The sequence below is a fragment of the Paenibacillus camelliae genome, assembly GCF_023715345.1.
Taxonomy (GTDB): Bacteria; Bacillota; Bacilli; order Paenibacillales; family Paenibacillaceae; genus Pristimantibacillus; species Pristimantibacillus camelliae.
Window position 1 is genome coordinate 851,781 of record NZ_JAMBNY010000001.1, and the last position, 19,180, is coordinate 870,960.

A 19,180-nucleotide genomic window follows, 5' to 3' on the forward strand; every position below is an offset into this window, starting at 1 on the left:
TTATTATAGGGATTAGAACAGACGGCAGATTAATTTACGAGGAAAAAGAGGACGACAACATGCTCCAAGCAACTCAGACGCTTGAATGGTTAATTCAGCAATTAGGTCATACAACGGATATGGTCAATAAGCCTCTTAAGTCAAATCAGAAGGAAGCAACTCTTGTATTTATTAAAACGCTCGTTGACAGTGATAAAATTCAGCAAATGATCATTAAGCCATTCTTCGAGATCGAAACGCGAGGCAACTTTATAGATTACTTACATTCACTTCCAGATGGGCAAGAGATAACCTCGCAGGATCAGATGCTTTCAGAGTTGTCAAAGGGCAGTATAGTTGTCTCGATGAACAACTATCTCTTCATGTTCGACATCAAAAAAGTACATACAAATACAGTGCCGATTACGTCACTTGAGAATACAGTACTCGGGCCACAATCCTCTATGAGTGAGGATATTCATACGAACATTAACTTAATCAGAAATCGCTACCACCAACCAACACTCACCGTTGAAATGCTAGAGCTTGGCTCGAAGTCTATTCAAACCTTAGCTGTTATCTATGATCGTGAGCTGGTTGATCAAACTGCCCTTGAACAAATTAAATATAGACTGGAGCAATTGAATAGTAAGCCTCTTATCCAATCCACTGCAGAATTACAAAGATTAATTAACGGACGAAAGGTTTCGCTCTTCCCCTTCTTTATGATTACAGAGCGTGCTGACCGAATTGTATACAATCTCAGCGTTGGGAAAATTGTTCTGTCGCTAGACGGAGATCCTTCAACGATTGTTGCGCCTGCAATCTTTACAGACTTCATGGCGGCAATGGATGATAAATATCATTCTAAGATATATACAAAATTCGTTCAAATTCTAAGATATGTTGGGCTGTTCATCACTCTGCTGCTGCCAGGCTTTTATGTTGCTGCAACATCTTACAACCCTGAAATTTTACACACAGAGCTTGCATTGTCTGTTGCCGGCAGCCGTGTTGGCGTTCCATACCCATCCTATGTTGAAGTGACCTTTATGCTGATCATTATGGAGCTTTTAATTGAAGCCAGTATTAGACTTCCTAAAACGATAAGTGCCGCAGCTACAACTGTAGGTGGGTTAATATTAGGTACTGCCATTACTGAGGCTGCACTCGCCTCTAACATTATGATCATTGTCGTTTCTGCCGTCGCGATTAGTAACTTTGCCATCCCTATTGGCGAATTAAACTCAGCGATAAGAGTATTGAAATATGTGTTTATTCTTTTTGCTACTATAGCCGGGTTAGCCGGACTTACGTTTGGTCTGCTGGCAATTGTCATGTACTTAACAAATAGTGAAAGCTATGGCGAGCCTTATCTCAAAATAAATATAGATTTGAAATCGAAGGGTGAGCAGCAATGAGCCGATATTTTTATTACCTTGTAGTTGTTGAATTCGTGGGAAGCATTCTCTCCGTTATCCCTTCATTTTTATTCGAATCAAGCAAGAAAGGGACGATAATGTCTATGCTGCTCGCACTGCTTGCAGGCGTAGCTTTTATTTATTGGATCACAAAGTTTTTTAATCATTATCCAGGACGGGGATTACCCGAATTGCTGCAACAGCATATTCCTAAATGGATTGCATTCCCTATCCTTTTTTTGTTTAGCCTTGCCTGGTTTATATTCGGCTTAAAAACACTACTTAATTATTCTTTTTTGTTAAAGCGTTTTTTATTGCCGCATTTGCAAATCAACTGGATCATTGCGTTGCTCCTTTTATTTATAACGTATAGCTTTTTTATGAAAACTAAAAAGCTGCTTTATACATTGGAAATTGTATTGTTCATTAATATTCCACTTATGATTTATATTATCGGGATATTATATGTCAACACTGGCCTAGATTGGGATTATGTAAAGAAATCAATGATGTATGTCTATCACGCTCCTAATCTTCTCGCATTTTCAGCATCCTTTCTCATTTTTATCGGAGCTTCGAATTTGATCATCGTTAACCGTGAGTTCAAAAATAAACAGAAGCTAACTACCTTTCAAATCCTGCTTTTATGTGTATTAGGAGCCTGGATTTTGTTCACCAATTACTTCATTCCGATTGGATACAATGGCTTTGAACGAATCCAATATATCAATTTCCCTTGGATACTAGGCACAGACTCATTAAAGGTTGCGCTCGCATTTCTAGAGCGAATTATGTTTGTGTTTCTCTTCTTACATATATCTGTAACCTTTGTGAATATCATAATTTTTTGGCATGTAAGCTTGGAGCTTCTAAAGAGCACAGCTAAGCTAGTGAGACGTAAGCAGAAAGAAAGCAATATGATTACATACATCTTTGTACTTGTTGTGTGGAGCATTAGCCTCATCATCAGCATGAAAATAACTGAATCAAGTTATTTAATGTATGCAAGATCGTTGTTTGTTGCGTTTCCTCCTTTCTTCTTATTAGTGCTGATCGTGTGTTGGTTCATTAGCTGGAGGGATAAACATGATAACCGCAGCCTTAAAACAAACTAGATGGATTAGCTTACTATTAATACTCAGCCTTCTTGTTCCCATTGCCGCTGGATGCGGTACGAAGGATATTGATAAAAGAATGTTTGTTATTGGTGTTGGAGTCGATAAAAGTGATAATGAAGAAAAACCATATAAGGTTTCGTTGAAAGTCCCAGTCCCGATGAATAAAAAATCATCGGGAACATCACCCGGCTTTATCTTCTTAACAGAGGAAGCCGCGACCATAAGTGAAGCCCTTCACCTGTTAACAACCCATGTAGATAAGAACCTTGAATATGGACACGCCAAATTTATTGTTATTGGCGAAAGCATACTTGATGAAGACTTGCGGGTGGTCATGGACATCTTTCTAAGAAGAAGAGAGTTTCAGCAAACCGCTTGGATTACAGTCGGGAAGCCTTCAGCAGAAAGTGTACTTCAGACAACTCCGGCAAGTGATATCCCCGATATAAACATATTATTCAACAGATTCTCCGACATAGGAACGGAAAGCTCCTACATTGTATCTATATTTCTGTTTGATTTCCGAAGACAATTAGTCGAGACAGGGATTGATCCTATCGTGCCTGTTATTGAGACAAATGAAGAAAAGGACAAAATCATCGTAAACAAAGCGGTCGTCATTAATGATGGCAATAAAGGGAAACTAGAGCTTACAACAGAGCAAGTAGAAGACTATAATATAATCACGAATAGATTGGGCAGTGTAAAATTCGAATTAGGAGTTAAGTCTGAGGAATTGGATTTCACTGTGTACATCGATAAGGTCAAATCTAAATATAAGATCATTACGAATAACAATAAACCTGTAGTAAAGATGAACCTGGAGTTAACAGGAGTTGTTGAAGAATCAACGAAACGTTTGGTCCAACACAAGACAGAAGAATACAGCAGGCTTGCAGGCGCTGTTGTCAAGAAGCGTCTCGAAAAATTTTTAACGTTCCTGCAAAAAAACGAGGTCGATCCGATCGGTTTCGGTTTGCGCTATGAGGCGACGCGATTGCATACGGAACATATCGAAGATGAATGGAATAAGCTTTATCCTGAGCTAAGCTTTGATGTTACAGTACATGTAAAGATTACTAGCCTCGGATCTATTGAGTAATTGTCACGTCCCTCATGGAAGTTTTTCTCTTAGGAGCTCATGCCGGGATGCAAGAATGTCCTGCAAAAGTATAAAGCCTCGAAGCCGACAGCATGGCTCGGTTTCGAGGCTTATTCATTACTATTGCTGCTTGACGACAAGTACTATTTGCTTAGAGGTTGGTGATATGCTTCCTCCTTTTGGCTCCACCGTTAACATAATAAAGTCTGTCGGATGCAAATAAGACGTTGTCGTATATAGATGCCCAGCTGAGCCAACTCTTTGAATAATGCCCAAGCTGCTTGCTTGCTGTCCTGACATGGCCCATGCCTGATAATCTTTCATTTCGAGATCGGGCAAATTTTCTAGCCACAAAAAAACTTCCGTTAGATCATCCTTAAGCCATAAATAGCCGCTGCTTTTTTGTTCCTCAGCCATTTCAATTCTATATCTCGCACTATCAACAGCATTAACGAATGAAGCAGCGCTTGGCTCATAATGTCGTACATATTGATCTACGTGCACAGGAGTCGATTGTTGGTGATTAAAGAGCAGCATAGACATAACAAGCACGAAAGCTGCAGCAGCCGCTCCACCCATCATATATTTGTGCTCCTTAAGCTTACGCTTCCATCTTTTCAATCTGGCTTGTTTTTTCACAGCTCGCTGCAACAATAACAAATATTTCTCATCTGGCATTAACTGCTCTCGCCGCTCAACCGCCATAATAGTATTAACTGTATCAGCCTCACCAGAGTGTTGTTCTACTCCATTAGAGGCATAGATAAGGCTCCATTCCTCTACGTATCGCCTGCAAACTAAGCAGTCTTCCAAGTGAGCTTCAAGCTGCTGACGCTTGTCATGCGACAGCATCCCCATTACAAAATCTACCCATTCTTCCTCTACATAATGGCTATTGCAGTTATTGTATTTATGATCGCTGGTCATAGGAATCCTTCCTTTCCTCTAAATGATGCCAGCCCCTTTTCTCTAGCTGTTTTTTCAAGTTTCCAATCCCATAGCGGACCCATGATTTTACTGTACCCAATGGGACCTTCCAATCCGTCGCCATTTCATTTTGCGTTTTTTCTTGAAAATAAGCAGCATAAATCGCATTTCGTTGCGTTAAAGGCAACTCGCCAATTGCTTCTTGCAGCAACTCTCGATCGAGCTTACCCATCGTTATTGTTTCAGGTGTGGCAGTCGTTTCCTTGGCGTCCTCTATCGTTAGCGGCTCCAAACTCACAACAGCTGCCCTCCGCTTCTTTTTACGCATATAATCCATACTTCGGCTCCTTGCAATGACTGCAATCCACGCATCAAGTGAGCCTCTGCTGTCGTCATATTGCTCTGACTTCCGCAGCACCTCTAGAAATATATCGTGACATATTTCCTCGGCCTCCATTCGATCCTGAACACAGTGTAAAGTAATGTGCATAACGAGCGGAACATACCTGTTATACAACTCATTGAAAGCCTCGATCGAGCCTTCTCGAATGGCTAATAGCAGCTCAGCGCTTGAATGCTTATTCCCCATCGTATATCGGTCACGCAATCGAGCTAACCCCCTTACATCAAGATTAGACCTTATATATTGATATATATTCCACTTTAATAATAAAGCAAAAGTTGTCAATCTCTCAAATTTTGCGCAGCCACGGTAATTCAAAAAAATTTACTCACTTTAAATCCAATATACAAAATGATGTCGTATTGCTTAATGAATAAGAAAATGAATGGAGGGATCTGCATGCTTAAAGCATGCCGCCAAGCCATTGTGCTGGCAATGACATTAACATTGATTGGATTAGGTGTATTCTGGAATCCAAGCACCGCAAGAGCCGCGGGCGACCTTGAGTTGTACACCCCGTACAGGGAGCTGACAGCTGCCCCTGGCGAATCGATCTCGTATTCTATTGAATTGATCAATAACACGAGTTCAACTCAGCTAGCTGACCTAGCATTCGACACGAAGCATAGCGACTGGTCCTATGAACTAACGACAGGCGGAAAGAACGTACAACAGCTTGCTGTAAAGCCTCTTGATACACAGTCGCTCTCCTTGCGTCTAGACGTTCCGCTGCAGGTGGATGCTGGGAAATATAATTTTAATGTATCGGCAGGGGATGTTACATTAGCTCTTACCGTAACCGTTGCTGAAAAGGGAACCTTCAATTCAAACTTTGAGCTTGACCAATCCAATATGGAGGGCTATGCAGGCTCGAACTTCACCTTTTCTGCGACGCTCAGAAATCATACCGCTGAGGAGCAAACCTACGCGCTAGCAGCTTCACCGGCGAATGGCTGGGAGGTTCGTTTTCAAGCTAGCAGCAATTATGTTTCATCAGTGACACTTGAGCCTAACGCATCACAAACGATCAATGTGCAAGTGACCGCACCAGAAGGAGCGGAAGCTGGAGATTACAGCATTCCAATTGCTGCCTATAACAATGCGACAAAGGCTGAAGCCACCGTCGAGGTCGCTATTATCGGCTCCTACAACCTATCGATAACAACGAGCGATGAGCGTTTGAACACATCCATTCAAGCAGGTGGAAGTCGTACACTCGAATTTATCGTGAACAATACAGGAACTGCGCCGCTCGAAGAAATTAGCGTGTCATCTATTACACCGACCAATTGGGAGGTGCAATTCGAGCCTAAAACGATCGCGAGTTTAGAGCCTGGAAAATCAGCGACGGTGCAAGCGATTATTACATCAAGCGAGGACGCGCTTCCTGGTGACTATGCCATGAACGTTACAGCTCGCAGCGATCAAAAATCAGCAGACGCTTCGTTAAGAGTAACCGTTAAATCCTCCGTACTATGGGGCTGGATAGGCGTTACCATTATTGTAGCTGTCCTTATTGCGATTTATAGCTTGTTCCGTCGTTATGGGAGGAGATAATCGTGGAGCCAGTCATTGAGCTAACTCGTTTATCAAAAAAATACGATCATTACACAGCGGTTAATCAGCTTGATCTGACCATCTACCGTGGAGAAGTATTCGGCTTGCTTGGTCCTAACGGTGCAGGTAAAACAACGACGATTCTTATGATGCTCGGCTTGACTGAGCGTACTTCTGGCGATGTCAAGGTACTAGGACTTGATCCGAATCAGCATGCAATTACGATTAAGAGTAAGGTAGGTTATATGCCGGATGATATTGGCTTTTATGATGACCGCTCAGCGATCGATAATCTTATCTATACCGCAAGACTGAACGGAATAAAGGAAAAAGAAGCACGTATGCAGGCCGAACAGCTACTGCATCGAGTCGGCCTAGCCGATGCTGCAACCAAAAAAGTAAGCTCCTTTTCTCGTGGAATGCGGCAGCGATTAGGACTTGCAGATGTGCTCATTAAGCAGCCTGAGATCATTATTCTGGATGAGCCAACTCTTGGTATTGACCCAGAAGGGGTTCGAGAATTGCTTGAGCTCATCTCACAATTAAGCAAAGAGGAAGGCATAACCGTATTGCTATGCTCCCATCACTTGCATCAGGTACAACAGGTGTGTGATCGAGTCGGTTTATTCGTAAAGGGTGAGCTTGTTGCTTGCGGGAACATCCATCAGCTTTCGCAAGCGATTAATCAAGATAGCTTGACAACGATCGAGCTGGAGATTAAGCATTATCCAGCGTCCCTGCAAGCAGCGCTGCAGGAGCTAGAGCAAGTAGCATCTATTCAAGCTCAATCGCAGCCGAATGGTGAAGAAATGATGACCGCTTTGAGCATTAGCTGCACGGAGGACATTACGCCTGTTATCGCTAAGCTAGCAGCTGAGCATACTGAGCTCTATATGATTCGTCGAAAAGGCTACGGACTCGATGATATCTATCATCAATACTTTGAAGGAGGCGAGACTCGTGAAACAGCTCTTAAAGCTAAATGAAGCTCGCACCTCGCTTAAGCAATGGCTTCAACCAATTAGGAAATCAGAACGCAGCGATCGAATGCAATTAAGTGCTTCAAAGGCAGCGTTTCGGGTCATGGTGCAGAAGGAATTCAGTGACCATATCCGTTCGTGGAGATTTGCAATTCTACTTGCAATTATCGTATTAGCCTGTATCGGCTCCATCTATTCCGCCATTACTGCTCTTCAGGCTCAAGGGAGCGGCAGCAGTGCTAATAGCTTTTTGTTCTTAAAAATTTTTACGCTTTCCGATGGAACCATTCCTCAGTTTACTCAATTCGTTGCTTTTTTGGGTCCATTAATGGGGATTGCGCTTGGCTTCGACACCGTTAATACCGAACGCAGCAAAGGCACACTTAGCCGTCTCATCTCGCAGCCTATCTATCGCGATGATTTTTTGAAGGCGAAGTTTACTGCTTCACTCCTGCTTGTAAGCATCGTTATATTCTCTCTTGGCTTTCTCGTCATGGGACTAGGCTTAATCGTGATCGGCTTTCCCCCAACACCTGAGGAGTTTATTAGAGTGCTGTTGTTTTTGCTTATGGCGGTCGTCTACGTAGGTTTTTGGCTAAACTTATCGATCCTGCTTTCCGTTCGCTTCAAACAAGCGGCAACGAGCGCTCTGTTCGCGATTGCGATCTGGATATTTTTCACCGTCTTCTACAGCATCATTATAAATCTCGTTTCAAATGCAATCCTCCCGGATCAAAATGGAACGACCGAGGAAATTATGCGCTATTACAACCAGATGGATCTGCTATCACGTATTTCACCGGCAGAGCTGTTCGGCGATATTACAACGACGCTTCTTATGCCTAATGTTCGTTCACTTGGCGTGCTAACGATGGAGCAGGTGACGCTGGCTCTTGAGAGCCCATTAGCATTAGGCCAGAGCATCCTTCTCGTATGGCCGCAGCTTACTGCATTAGTTGCTTTAACGGTTATCTGCTTTGGCTTATCTTACTACTGGTTTATGCGTCAGGAAATTCGCGCAAGATCATAACGATTTCTATGACAACGTATACAAAAAAGCTCAACCGACTTAGGGTTGAGCTTTTTTGTATACTTTAAGAATTGTTCACCGAGGGCATGCTTACTCTGTTGAAGTCTACATTCATTTCCCCCTATGGAGTGTACAGCTATGTTAAGCTCTGTTTTGCTTCACACTTTCCCATGCTTGCCGCAGACGTAATATTCCTTCCGTAATTTGCTCCTCGTTCAAATGCGCATAGCCTAAGCAAAGCGCAGGCTGCTTAATATTCATCTGATAGCTTCTCGCATCAATGCCTTTAACCGCATATCGTCCGCATGCCTCTAAAAAAGCTTCGAATTGCTGCTCGCCCTTCCTCCAACCAGCGTAAATATGCAAGCCTGCTTGTGCTGGATAAAGCTGCAGCACCTCGTGCATATGCTCGGTCAGCAGCTGAATCATCAGCTCCACCCGTCTGCGATACAGCCGCTTCAGTCTCCTAATGTGACGATCATAATGACCCGATGCCATAAATGAAGCCAATGCTCGCTGCTGAATAATAGAATTAGGATGACGTTCATAGACGCGCTTCGCGCTTTGAAACGGCTTCTTTAGCTGCTGAGGCAAAATCGCATAGCCAATTCGAATGTCCTGAAGCATCGTTCTAGAGAAGGTGCCTATATAGATAACACGTCCTGACTTGTCCAATGATTTAAGTGGTTCAATCGCTCGACCGACATGACGAAATTCACTGTCATAATCATCCTCTATAATAAATGCGTTCGTTTTCTCAGCCCAGCTTAGCAGCTCAATTCTCCGTTCAAGGCTAAGCACTGCTCCGGTAGGAAATTGTCGACTTGGAGTAAGCAGCATCAGCTTATAGCTCGTTTGCTGTGGTTGAAAGCATATGCCATGCTCATCCACTGGGTAAGCATGTACAATCCCCCCAACAGATTGAATAGCCCGCCTTGCCCCCTCATAATGCGGGTCTTCTAATACCGCATAATCTCCTTCATTCATCAGCATCTGTACAAGCAATATAATGGCTTGCTGTGAGCCATTGACAATCATAATATCATCAGGCTGTACGACAATGCCTCGGTGACTTCTTATATGCTCAGCGATGCTATGCTTCAAGCCTATATGACCATCACTAGAATAAGCATCACGCATTTCCAGCTCATATTGCTGGCGAGTCTGCTCATACATGCAGCGATTCCATTCCTTGATCGGAAATTGCTGAAGCTCTACTTTTCCTAGACTGAATACAATCTGGGAGGTATGTCTAGACGCAGCACGAGTCTCCTTCACTTCTCTAGCAAGCTGTGATCGACTCTCTTCATACTGTAGTACCCGTTGTCCCCAGTCTGACAGCTGTACTGAAGTAGCAACCGTATCCGACGAACGATCGATGGTTGGCTGAAGCTCACATACAAACGTCCCCGCTCCACTCTTCGTATAGATATAGCTCTGTGCAAGCAGCATGTCATAAACCGTATTAACCGTGCCTCTTGATAAGTGATATCGCTGAGCTAGCTTCCTGCTAGACGGCAGCTTCCAATTCGCCTGCAGCTTTCCACTTAATATCGCTTCTCGCAAGGCGTGAAATAAAGCCGCCTGCTTAGTTTTATAGCTGGATACATATTCATCAAACGGGATGTACAGCTCCATCTGAACTCCCCCTTATCAACTGGTACAATAAAATCAATATAAAGTGGTGCTTTTTTCCTGTCAATATCTCTCTTACAATGAGTTTAAATATTTCAAGGGGTGAATGAGATGAGAAGAAAGGAATTTAAAGTAAACGAGACGCACGAGCAAGATGTTATATCATTTTTACATGAGATGAGCTATGGATTTCTTGCTACGAAAAACGATAATATTTATCCCGGTATTCTGCCTATTAATTACGTTTATTTTAATGGTGCAATATACTTTCACGGCAGTAGAATCGGCGAAAAAATGAAAACAATAAAGCAATATCCTACCGTCAGCTTTGCGGTTGCAAAGGAATATTCTCAGATACCTTCCTATATGAATGACCCTTTCTATGCTTGCCCTGCGACTGTCTTTTTTAAATCCGTTATCGCATATGGTAAAGCGGTCATTGTTGATGACTTAAAGGAAAAATGTGACGTATTAAACGCACTAATGCAGAAACTGCAGCCAGAGGGCGGTTACGAGCCCATTTCACTTGCAGATAAAGGCTACGCCGGTCAAGTCAAAGCAACGGCTATCGTTCGAATTGAGATCAATCGGCTAAATGCAAAGTTCAAATTCGGTCAAAACTGGAAGCAAGAGAAACTAGATAATGTGGGCAAGCAGCTATCCGAACGTGGACAGCAGCTCGATTACGAAACGACCCAGCTTATGCAGCGCTACTGTCCGCACGCACAGCCCAATGAAGATCTCACACAGCGTTAAGCGCCGAAATATTACGTTTACTAATAATTTGATAAATGGGGGGCTTAATATGAAGATCGTTTACAAAACAGATACTCTTCCTCATGTTCAACAAGTTTCTGAATTGTTTAGAAGCTCTGGGATCAAGCGTCCGTACGATGATCTTGAACGGCTTCAAAGGATGCTTGAACACGCTGATGTCACCATAACTGCTTGGGATGGTTATCAATTAGTTGGCCTTGCTAGAGCCATTACCGATTTTTCTTACTGCTGCTACCTGTCTGATTTGGCAGTACAAAAGGAATATCAGCAGAATGGAATTGGCAGGAATCTCATTCGGCATTTGCGAGATCTTCTAGGAGATGAAGTATCTTTATTGTTAATTTCTGCACCTAGTGCAATAGACTATTACCCGAAGCTCGACTTTGAACGCACAGAGAAAGCCTTCATAATCCCTAGACAAGCATAGCTTAAACTTACGTTCAGATAGCTTCAACATTAGCAATCTAACCTATGCAACACAAAAACACCGTGCCTAATATGTCAGGCACGGTGCTTGGCGTTGTATTAGTTCATTACGAAGTTAATGAGCGTTTGCTGCTTTTCTTCCGTTAGCTCACCGCTATTGTCGAAAACCAACACGGAGCCTTCTGGCAGCTCCCAGTTAATTTGCGGAACAAAATCAACACGCTTTTCGAAATCGCCCCAATTGTCCAGCTTCCAGCGATCACGCTCAGTACGACGATCAACGATACGCTGATGCTGAAGATCAATATCCTGAAGCGTAACGACAATTACCTTTACATCAACCTGCTCCTTTGTCAATCCAGCAGCAGAGATCACTTCCTCAATCCATTGCTTGTTTTTAAGCTCCGCCGTAAAAGGAGAGATCATAAATACATTCTGGCCCGCAGCCAAATTCTCGATGCAGATATCCTTCGTTGTATCGTATTCTAGGTCGCGTAAATTCTCCTTGTAGAATTGGGAATCACGGTCGTTTTTGTCTAAGCCTTTCATCTCAAGAATGGCTTCAACGAAACGTCCACCTACCGTATCACGATCTAAAAATGCAGCAGGCAGCTGTTTGCTAACAATTTTTGCTACTGTCGTCTTCCCTGTACCTGCTACTCCTACGAAAAACACTAATTTTTGCAACGTAAAGTCCCCCATCGTATGTAAAGTTTCATCTCTTTATACTATAGGAAATTGTGTTTCAAGTTGCAAGCTTTACAATATATTCATGCTTCGAATAAAATTTCGAGTTTCCTCTGTTCCGCGCTCATACAATATGCTGAACAATTCCTTCATCTCTCTGTCAGCCGAATCGTTGTTAGGGCCAACGGGATTTTCGTCATCAGCCCATGCGAACATCACCATATCCTGCAACGATTGTTCATCCCGAGCATTAAGCTTTCTAAATTTTTCCTGAATTTGACGAACTTCATAATCATTTGCAGTAATCACCAGATGATAAGCGGCAATATCTGGTTCAGTGTGCAAGCTTCTGGCTTGTACATCCACATAATATACCTGTCTATTTGATCTCTGCTGTTCTTGATGAAACTCATTCATAGCAAGCGTTCTCTCCTATTGTACACTTCATTATTGTCACTCTCTTGTATAGCATCTCATTCGGACAGACATTTTATTCCTGTTTGCACATATTGTTATAATATGTGACGCTTCAGCTATATAGAGAGGATTGATTATAATGTGTGGTATAACTGGATGGATCGATTGGCGATCTAATTTATTGCAGCATAGTGACACGCTTGAAGCAATGACGGAGACATTAATCGCTAGAGGACCTGACGCTGGCGGTACATGGCTTTCAGTGCATTGTGCACTCGGTCATCGACGCCTAGCGGTGATGGATCCTAGCAACGGCTCTCAGCCAATGGTACGCTACCGAGGTAACGATCAATATGTAATTGTCTATAATGGTGAGCTATACAACGCGATAGAGCTTCGCGAGGAGCTGCAACGCCATGATTGGAAGTTTTCTACGAGCTGTGATACGGAGGTACTTCTTATTGCTTACATGCATTGGGGAAAAGCATGCCTCGATCGTTTGAATGGTATATTCGCGTTTGCTGTATGGGATGTGCAAGCTGAGGAGCTTTTCGCAGCACGCGACCGATTAGGGGTTAAGCCGTTTTTCTTCTATGAAAACAACAGTCAATTTATTTTCGGATCAGAGCTGAAAGCTATTCTAGCCAACCCTAATGCGAGGCCAATCATTAGTGCGGACGGCCTTGCTGAAATATTTGCCATTGGCCCGGCGCGTACACCAGGACAGGGCATCTATGAAGGCTTCAGTGAGCTGAAGGCTGGGCAATGCATGACCGTTTCTCGAGCTGGTAAGCAGATTCGTACCTACTGGCAGCTCGAAGCTAAACCACATGAGCATTCACTTGAAAAAACGATTGAACAGGTACAATCGTTGCTTCTCGATACGATGAATCGCCAAATGATTAGTGATGTTCCAATCTGTACTCTTCTCTCTGGAGGACTAGACTCCAGTGCATTAACGGCAATGGCTGTTCAATACTATAGAGATTCTGCAGCACAGCCACTTCATACGTATTCCATTGATTATGTCGATAACGATAAGCACTTTCAATCACATGCCTTCCAGCCAAGCTCTGACGCTCCATTCATACAATTGATGACCAACAAGCTCTCCACCATCCATCATTATCTACAGTTCGATACACCCGAACTTATTGAAGCTCTCCACGATGCAACGCTTGCACGCGATCTGCCAGGTATGGCAGACATTGATTCCTCTTTACTCCTTTTTTGCCGTGAAATAAAAAATGATGCTACGGTAGCAATATCCGGTGAAGCTGCTGATGAAATATTTGGCGGCTATCCTTGGTTCCACAAGGAAGAAGCGCTTAATGCCAAGCAATTTCCTTGGTCGCTAGCGACGAAATTCCGTAGTGAGCTATTAACCGATGAGATGCGAAACTGGATAAAGCCTGAGCAATATGTAAGCAAGCGATTTGAAGAAGCGGCAGCAGAAGTACCACAGCTAAGCGGTGATGCCGCTGATCTTAAGGCCATTCGGCAAATGTCTTATCTTAATATCACACGTTTTATGCCGACGCTGCTAGATCGGAAGGATCGAATGAGTATGGCAGCCGGACTTGAGGTGCGTGTGCCATTCTGTGATCATCGCCTAGTCGAGTATGTGTTTAACATCCCTTGGGATTATAAGACGTCCGGTGATCGTGAGAAAGGCATTTTACGTCAAGCGTTAAAGGGGATTCTTCCAGATGAGATCATTCATCGTAAAAAAAGCCCGTATCCTAAAACACATAACCCTGCATATTTAGCAGCTGTTCGCGAGCTAATGAAGGAAGTGTTAGAGGATAGCAGCTCGCCCATCTTCCAAATCATCTCACGCAAAAAAATCGAGCAGCTACTCAGTTCGTCGGAATCGTCCTCGCTCGTTCCATGGTTCGGTCAGCTTATGTCAGGACCTCAGCTCTATGCTTATCTGTATCAAGTGCATGTCTGGCTCAAGCATTACCGGGTTACGATAGCCTAACGCCATTCGAAAGAAACAAAAAACAAGGCTGCTTACATCGAACGCTACAGCTTCGATATAAACAGCCCTTGTTACTGTCATTGTATTAAGTTGAAAATCATCTGCATTTATCGTGACCAGAAATATGTAATTAGCTTTGCTGCATGAGCTGCTCAACGATAGGAACAAGCTGCTTCAAAGCCTCACCACGGTGGCTGATCTTCCCTTTTTCCTCTTTAGTCAGCTCTGCCATGCTGCAGCCTAGCTGCGGCACATAAAAGTACGGATCATAGCCGAAGCCTTCCTCACCATGTGGGCGGTCTGTTACATATCCTTCCACCTTGCCCTCAGCAACAATAAATTGACGATTGCTTGGATTATATAAAGCTAGTGCGCAGCAAAATTGTGCAGGACTTAACAGCGTAGTTCCGTCAGCTAGCGGAGGCTCATTCGTATTCGCTCCAATGCTTTGCAGCTCAGATATTAGCTTATCATTGTTCCGTGCATCGTTAGCACCTTCTCCAGCATAACGAGCTGAATAGACACCCGGTGCACCTGCTAGTGCATCTACAGCCAGCCCACTATCATCAGCTAGCACAGGAACCTGTAAGGCGATGCCAGCTGTTTCTGCTTTTTGCTTAGCATTATCGATAAAAGTTTCGCCGTCCTCCGGAATGTCCGGAAGCTCCGGATAATCAAGCAAGCTCTTCACTTCAATGCCTAGCTTAGCAAATGCATGAGCAAACTCTTTTACCTTCCCTGCATTTTTTGTAGCTATGACAATCGTTTTCATCTACTCACCTCGTATACGTGCAGCTGCCTCACCTAGCGCTTGCTTTTGCGCCATAATGAGCTGTTGAATGCCTTGCTCTGAAAGGGCCAGCAACTCATCTAATTCATTTCTAGAGAATGGTGCCTCTTCACCGGTTCCTTGCACTTCAACAAACTTTCCGCTGCCCGTCATGACGACATTCATATCTACCTTGGCACTGGAGTCCTCTTCATAGTTCAGATCTAGCATCGCTGTATCATTAATAATGCCAACACTAACGGATGCCAAATAATCGATGATTGGATATTTTGCGAGCTTATGACTTTTTGCGATATGCTCAACTGCGAGTACGAGCGCCACAAAAGCTCCTGTTATCGAAGTCGTACGCGTTCCGCCATCAGCTTGAATAACATCACAGTCAAGTGTAATCGTGCGTTCACCTAGTGCTTGCAGATCAACAACTGAGCGAAGAGCCCGACCGATTAATCGCTGAATTTCCATCGTGCGTCCAGAAAGCTTGCCACGATTAGCTTCGCGCTGATTCCTTGAATGAGTTGCTCTTGGAAGCATAGAATACTCAGCTGTAACCCAGCCTTTGCCTTGTCCCTTCATGAAAGGTGGAACACGTTCCTCTACTGATGCTGTACATATCACCTTTGTATCACCAAATTGGATAAGTACAGAACCTTCTGCATGCTTGTTCACGTTCGTAGTTATGTTCACGTCACGAAGCTGATTGGGCTGGCGACTGTCATTTCTCATGTTTAGATTGCCTCCTGAAACTTGTCATTTAACGTTCCTATTGTATCAAAGCCACTATAGAATTGCATTATTTTATTGCATCCCTTTTCAGCGTTACCACAAATGCTAGCAATTACTCATCGTTTTTGATGCTATCGCTGTTATACTTCTACCCCTCGGTACTTACTATGATGTGGGAATAAGAAGGGGACTTCAAGTGAATATCACTTGAAATCCCCTAATACTTTTATGAAGCTTCTATGGAGCAGCTAGTCTACATTTTTAGTGCATTAACATGCATTGGCTTGCTGACCGGCTCACTATATGACAAATTATTTTCATCAAAGATGTTAATATCACCGTTCACTCGAACCTGTACGGAGGATGCTCCCGTATTTTCTGCCACTGATAGGATGACTGCATTTAACAGCTCAGAAGGAACGAAGAACCCTGGCTCATATGAATCGTCTTGCAAATCAATATGAACAACTCCGTCGTATTCATCAATGCCTGTTACCTTCACATTTGGCAGGATCACTGGGTTAAGAGACTTCGCATCGATTGGACCCTCAATAAGCTCCTCGATTGCTGCTACCGCTCGACCATCCGACGAACGCTCGATCATACGTGTAACCGGAACAAAATACTGCTCATTGTTCGATGTTTCAGAGGAGAAGTACAAGGTAACTGGTGCTGCATGCGAATAATTAACACCTTCAGCGATTTCTATATTTACCCCGATATCACGCGTTAATGCTTCATCCAGCGGATATTGAGCAATCGGCATCTCACCAAGCTTTTCACCCTCTACTTGGATTTCCACACCATTTACTCCCTCAAGCGAAGTAAGTGTCCACGTAATCGCTTCAACGATGCTGCGCTCATCCAGCATATTATAATCTACAAACTGCTCAGATAAGTTAACCGTTGCAATACCTGTTTCAGCGTTTAACTCATAACCTAAAACTTCAGTTCCTTGTGGGATCATCGCTCGGAAGTCCACTGGCAGCGATCCGGAGTATATCCCTTGATCAACCATAACCTCGAGCAGCTTCAATGCGACCTCCTCGCCTTCAGCAATAGCCATTGGCAAGCTGATCGGAGCTAGATATCCATTTTTATCCTTTAAGTACACCATATATTGCGCTGCGCCATCCATAACTCCCTCTGATGCTCCATCCAACCAACTGCTTGTCTGCTCCTCTTGCCCCTCAATAACCTCCGTTTGTGGAGGATCAATAGGCTCCGATACGGCTTTCGAGAAAAGTCCACATCCTGATATAATCATCGGAATTGCCACTACCCCTACTATTGCTGTGGAACGTAACCAAGTTTTTGCATTCATTGTTAAAATCCTCCCCTATATTCACTCAAAACTTTGTACAACTTGTCTTTTGTAGTAATATGTATACGAGCCCTTCTTATTTTTAGACCAGTTTTGACTAGAAAAATGTATGGAGGAATAACGATGACGCAAGCAGGGAAATATAGTTTGAACAGCAATGAGGTTGCACAAGCTACATATAGACTCCTAGAAGAGAGAGGCGTAACGACGAAGCATATTGCAGAGCTTGTCCATTTTCTGCAAGCGGATTACATCCCTCACTTAACCGTTGAGGATTGCATTGTACATGTAGAAGCCGTGCTGTCTAAGCGTGAGGTGCAAAATGCAGTGCTCACTGGAATTCAGCTAGATATACTGTCAGAGGAAGGTAAGCTAATTGAACCGCTGCAAGCGATGATCAAAAACGATGAAGGCTTATATGGCGTCGATGAAATATTAGCATTGTCGATTGTAAACGTGTATGGAAGCATTGGATTTACTAACTTTGGTTATATCGATAAAGTGAAGCCAGGTATACTTGTCCATCTGAATGATAAAAACGACAAGCATACCCATACCTTCCTTGATGACATTGTTGGAGCGATTGCTGCTTCTGCTGCAAGCCGATTAGCTCATCGTACACAAGCTGAGCGCGAAGGTGTAACGACACCTCCATTAGATTAAACCTATGACAAAAGGCGAGTGCAGCTCAATCTGCACTCGCCTTTTTTGAAAAAGCATAGATCAATATCAATATGTACACTCGTTTCGCTCGATCATTCATTTATGATATAACGTATTAGCCCTTCGCAGTCATTCTTCTTCTGTAAAAGACCTTTCTCCTGTAAATGATCCAAATGTGCGATCGTTTCCGTTAAAGCAAAGCGCATATTATGAGGCTGTTCACGCAAATGCTTGCCGAATAGCCACTCGCAGCACGTGAAGGAATCCACCGCGCGCTGCTCCTGTACATACTGAAGGATTGAAGCAAGACGTCGTTTATGATGCTGTATTATTGCAGTAATCCGCTCAGAGTAGCCTTCAAACGGCTCACGATGACCAGGAAGCACTAGCTTTACGTCTAGCTTGGAAATTTGCTGTAGATTGGCTAGAAACTGTGAGAGGACTGGTCGATCCTCGCCAGCTACTACCCCTACATGAGGCGTAATTCTTGGAAGCACCTGGTCACCACATAAAAGCTGCTTCGTCAACGAATCATATAGCATAATTCCGCCATAGGCATGGCCTTCCGTATGAATGAGCAGCCACTGCCTATCTCCAAGTCTGATCGTTTGTCCCGCTTCGATATACTCCACCACTGGCTGTGGCTCTACCTTCGCTACAAATCCCTGCATATTCGCTAGGATTGCTTCTACAATTTCGATTGGAGTCCCATGTGCGACAAGCAGCTTCTCCATGTCACGCTCGAATTGAGCTTGACCTGTACCCCAAAGCTTATCCGTATACGCTTTAGACTCTCTTGTCATATAGACAGGAGCATCGCAGTGCTGCTGCACATAGCCAGCAAGACCGTAATGATCTGGGTGTTGATGCGTCACAACAATAGCCGAGCAGTTACGCCATGTAAGCGAGAGCTCTTGAAGCGTCTCCTCCCACACTTGCTCTGCTTCAAGTGTACGCAGCCCTGGATCAATAATCGTATAGGTTCCGTTCTTCTCTAACAGCAAATAACTGTTGATCCATTTAAGCGAAAATGGCACTGGTACTCTTACCTGTATGACCGAGCTTGTAATATAGGTAAATCGTTTAGCAGAATTTCTTAAGTCACGGTTATCACTCACGCCCGAGTCTCCTTTACAATGTCCTATAGCATAACCCTTCGTTAAGGTTTGTAAAGCTTCCCCAGTATTTTAGCATAGTTTTACAGCTTTGGGTCATACTATCACTACTAAGTTTGACG

19 protein-coding genes are annotated in these 19,180 nt (G+C 43.5%); 10 read left to right on the plus strand and 9 right to left on the minus strand.

The window, feature by feature from the left end; all coding sequences use genetic code 11:
• Nucleotides 1-59: 59 nt before the first annotated feature.
• The 3 genes from M3180_RS03940 to M3180_RS03950 are packed head-to-tail and all read left to right on the plus strand — an operon-like array spanning nucleotide 60 to nucleotide 3,620.
• Entirely contained in the window at nucleotides 60-1,400 is a 1,341-nt protein-coding gene (locus tag M3180_RS03940; protein WP_251665964.1) for a spore germination protein, read from the plus strand.
• Complete coding sequence (locus M3180_RS03945) at nucleotides 1,397-2,515, plus strand: GerAB/ArcD/ProY family transporter (protein WP_251665965.1); 1,119 nt, start codon at nucleotides 1,397-1,399, stop codon at nucleotides 2,513-2,515. The genes M3180_RS03940 and M3180_RS03945 overlap by 4 nt, the downstream gene beginning before the upstream one ends.
• Entirely contained in the window at nucleotides 2,487-3,620 is a 1,134-nt protein-coding gene (locus tag M3180_RS03950; RefSeq protein WP_251665966.1) for a Ger(x)C family spore germination protein, read from the plus strand. The genes M3180_RS03945 and M3180_RS03950 overlap by 29 nt, the downstream gene beginning before the upstream one ends.
• Nucleotides 3,621-3,740: 120 nt before the next feature.
• Here M3180_RS03950 and M3180_RS03955 read toward each other — a convergent pair whose 3' ends face one another.
• Both M3180_RS03955 and M3180_RS03960 read right to left on the minus strand, forming a co-directional pair.
• Nucleotides 3,741-4,547: an anti-sigma factor domain-containing protein gene (locus tag M3180_RS03955; protein ID WP_251665968.1), complete on the minus strand. Its 807-nt coding sequence runs from the start codon at nucleotides 4,545-4,547 to the stop codon at nucleotides 3,741-3,743.
• Complete coding sequence (locus M3180_RS03960) at nucleotides 4,531-5,154, minus strand: RNA polymerase sigma factor (protein WP_251665970.1); 624 nt, start codon at nucleotides 5,152-5,154, stop codon at nucleotides 4,531-4,533. The genes M3180_RS03955 and M3180_RS03960 overlap by 17 nt, the downstream gene beginning before the upstream one ends.
• Before the next feature lie 195 nt (nucleotides 5,155-5,349).
• Here M3180_RS03960 and M3180_RS03965 point away from each other — a divergent pair, with 195 nt between their 5' ends.
• Genes M3180_RS03965 through M3180_RS03975 form a run of 3 tightly spaced genes read left to right on the plus strand, consistent with a single transcriptional unit; the run spans nucleotide 5,350 to nucleotide 8,517 of the window.
• Entirely contained in the window at nucleotides 5,350-6,507 is a 1,158-nt protein-coding gene (locus tag M3180_RS03965) for a COG1470 family protein (protein WP_251665971.1), read from the plus strand.
• A gap of 2 nt (nucleotides 6,508-6,509) precedes the next feature.
• Nucleotides 6,510-7,493 (plus strand): ABC transporter ATP-binding protein, encoded by a 984-nt coding sequence (locus M3180_RS03970; RefSeq protein ID WP_251665972.1) that lies wholly within the window; start codon nucleotides 6,510-6,512, stop codon nucleotides 7,491-7,493.
• Nucleotides 7,468-8,517, plus strand: a complete 1,050-nt coding sequence (locus tag M3180_RS03975; protein WP_251665973.1) for an ABC transporter permease — start codon at nucleotides 7,468-7,470, stop codon at nucleotides 8,515-8,517. The genes M3180_RS03970 and M3180_RS03975 overlap by 26 nt, the downstream gene beginning before the upstream one ends.
• Nucleotides 8,518-8,658: 141 nt before the next feature.
• Here M3180_RS03975 and pdxR read toward each other — a convergent pair whose 3' ends face one another.
• On the minus strand, nucleotides 8,659-10,155 hold the full coding sequence (pdxR, locus tag M3180_RS03980) for a MocR-like pyridoxine biosynthesis transcription factor PdxR (RefSeq protein ID WP_251665974.1): 1,497 nt from the start codon (nucleotides 10,153-10,155) through the stop codon (nucleotides 8,659-8,661).
• A gap of 108 nt (nucleotides 10,156-10,263) precedes the next feature.
• Between pdxR and M3180_RS03985 the strand changes: the two genes are divergently transcribed.
• Both M3180_RS03985 and M3180_RS03990 read left to right on the plus strand, forming a co-directional pair.
• Nucleotides 10,264-10,908 (plus strand): pyridoxamine 5'-phosphate oxidase family protein, encoded by a 645-nt coding sequence (locus M3180_RS03985; protein WP_251665975.1) that lies wholly within the window; start codon nucleotides 10,264-10,266, stop codon nucleotides 10,906-10,908.
• A 49-nt stretch (nucleotides 10,909-10,957) separates the two neighbouring features.
• Nucleotides 10,958-11,356 carry a GNAT family N-acetyltransferase gene (locus M3180_RS03990; protein ID WP_251665976.1) on the plus strand — a complete coding sequence of 133 codons (399 nt, stop codon included), beginning with the start codon at nucleotides 10,958-10,960 and terminating at the stop codon, nucleotides 11,354-11,356.
• 98 nt (nucleotides 11,357-11,454) lie between these two features.
• Here M3180_RS03990 and M3180_RS03995 read toward each other — a convergent pair whose 3' ends face one another.
• Together M3180_RS03995 and M3180_RS04000 are read right to left on the minus strand one after the other, a co-directional pair.
• Nucleotides 11,455-12,042, minus strand: a complete 588-nt coding sequence (locus M3180_RS03995) for a P-loop nucleotide/nucleoside kinase family protein (RefSeq protein WP_251665978.1) — start codon at nucleotides 12,040-12,042, stop codon at nucleotides 11,455-11,457.
• A gap of 72 nt (nucleotides 12,043-12,114) precedes the next feature.
• On the minus strand, nucleotides 12,115-12,459 hold the full coding sequence (locus tag M3180_RS04000) for a hypothetical protein (protein WP_251665979.1): 345 nt from the start codon (nucleotides 12,457-12,459) through the stop codon (nucleotides 12,115-12,117).
• 139 nt (nucleotides 12,460-12,598) lie between these two features.
• Between M3180_RS04000 and asnB the strand changes: the two genes are divergently transcribed.
• On the plus strand, nucleotides 12,599-14,443 hold the full coding sequence (gene asnB / locus M3180_RS04005; protein WP_251665980.1) for an asparagine synthase (glutamine-hydrolyzing): 1,845 nt from the start codon (nucleotides 12,599-12,601) through the stop codon (nucleotides 14,441-14,443).
• A 130-nt stretch (nucleotides 14,444-14,573) separates the two neighbouring features.
• Here the strand turns inward: asnB and M3180_RS04010 are convergent, their stop codons facing one another.
• The 3 genes from M3180_RS04010 to M3180_RS04020 all read right to left on the minus strand — a co-directional run bounded on the left by M3180_RS04010 (nucleotide 14,574) and on the right by M3180_RS04020 (nucleotide 17,280).
• Nucleotides 14,574-15,215, minus strand: coding sequence for an XTP/dITP diphosphatase (locus M3180_RS04010; RefSeq protein WP_251665981.1), 642 nt, complete (start codon nucleotides 15,213-15,215; stop codon nucleotides 14,574-14,576).
• Complete coding sequence (rph, locus tag M3180_RS04015) at nucleotides 15,216-15,956, minus strand: ribonuclease PH (RefSeq protein ID WP_251665982.1); 741 nt, start codon at nucleotides 15,954-15,956, stop codon at nucleotides 15,216-15,218. It lies immediately after the preceding gene.
• A gap of 253 nt (nucleotides 15,957-16,209) precedes the next feature.
• Complete coding sequence (locus M3180_RS04020; protein WP_251665983.1) at nucleotides 16,210-17,280, minus strand: GerMN domain-containing protein; 1,071 nt, start codon at nucleotides 17,278-17,280, stop codon at nucleotides 16,210-16,212.
• Nucleotides 17,281-17,403: 123 nt separating this feature from the next.
• Between M3180_RS04020 and M3180_RS04025 the strand changes: the two genes are divergently transcribed.
• On the plus strand, nucleotides 17,404-17,943 hold the full coding sequence (locus M3180_RS04025) for a phosphatidylglycerophosphatase A family protein (RefSeq protein ID WP_251665984.1): 540 nt from the start codon (nucleotides 17,404-17,406) through the stop codon (nucleotides 17,941-17,943).
• A 92-nt stretch (nucleotides 17,944-18,035) separates the two neighbouring features.
• Here M3180_RS04025 and M3180_RS04030 read toward each other — a convergent pair whose 3' ends face one another.
• Nucleotides 18,036-19,061: an MBL fold metallo-hydrolase gene (locus M3180_RS04030; protein WP_251665985.1), complete on the minus strand. Its 1,026-nt coding sequence runs from the start codon at nucleotides 19,059-19,061 to the stop codon at nucleotides 18,036-18,038.
• Nucleotides 19,062-19,180 lie beyond the last annotated feature (119 nt).

Bases quoted from the DNA above. Each gene is read 5' to 3' on its own strand.
- M3180_RS04025 (WP_251665984.1), top strand. From the start codon at position 17,404: ATGACGCAAGCAGGGAAATATAGTTTGAACAGCAATGAGGTTGCACAA.
- M3180_RS03945 (WP_251665965.1), top strand. From the start codon at position 1,397: ATGAGCCGATATTTTTATTACCTTGTAGTTGTTGAATTCGTGGGAAGC.
- M3180_RS04010 (WP_251665981.1), bottom strand. From the start codon at position 15,215: ATGAAAACGATTGTCATAGCTACAAAAAATGCAGGGAAGGTAAAAGAG.
- M3180_RS04020 (WP_251665983.1), bottom strand. From the start codon at position 17,280: ATGAATGCAAAAACTTGGTTACGTTCCACAGCAATAGTAGGGGTAGTG.
- M3180_RS03950 (WP_251665966.1), top strand. From the start codon at position 2,487: ATGATAACCGCAGCCTTAAAACAAACTAGATGGATTAGCTTACTATTA.
- rph (WP_251665982.1), bottom strand. From the start codon at position 15,956: ATGAGAAATGACAGTCGCCAGCCCAATCAGCTTCGTGACGTGAACATA.
- M3180_RS03985 (WP_251665975.1), top strand. From the start codon at position 10,264: ATGAGAAGAAAGGAATTTAAAGTAAACGAGACGCACGAGCAAGATGTT.
- M3180_RS03990 (WP_251665976.1), top strand. From the start codon at position 10,958: ATGAAGATCGTTTACAAAACAGATACTCTTCCTCATGTTCAACAAGTT.
- M3180_RS03965 (WP_251665971.1), top strand. From the start codon at position 5,350: ATGCTTAAAGCATGCCGCCAAGCCATTGTGCTGGCAATGACATTAACA.
- M3180_RS03940 (WP_251665964.1), top strand. From the start codon at position 60: ATGCTCCAAGCAACTCAGACGCTTGAATGGTTAATTCAGCAATTAGGT.
- asnB (WP_251665980.1), top strand. From the start codon at position 12,599: ATGTGTGGTATAACTGGATGGATCGATTGGCGATCTAATTTATTGCAG.
- pdxR (WP_251665974.1), bottom strand. From the start codon at position 10,155: ATGGAGCTGTACATCCCGTTTGATGAATATGTATCCAGCTATAAAACT.
- M3180_RS03955 (WP_251665968.1), bottom strand. From the start codon at position 4,547: ATGACCAGCGATCATAAATACAATAACTGCAATAGCCATTATGTAGAG.
- M3180_RS04000 (WP_251665979.1), bottom strand. From the start codon at position 12,459: ATGAATGAGTTTCATCAAGAACAGCAGAGATCAAATAGACAGGTATAT.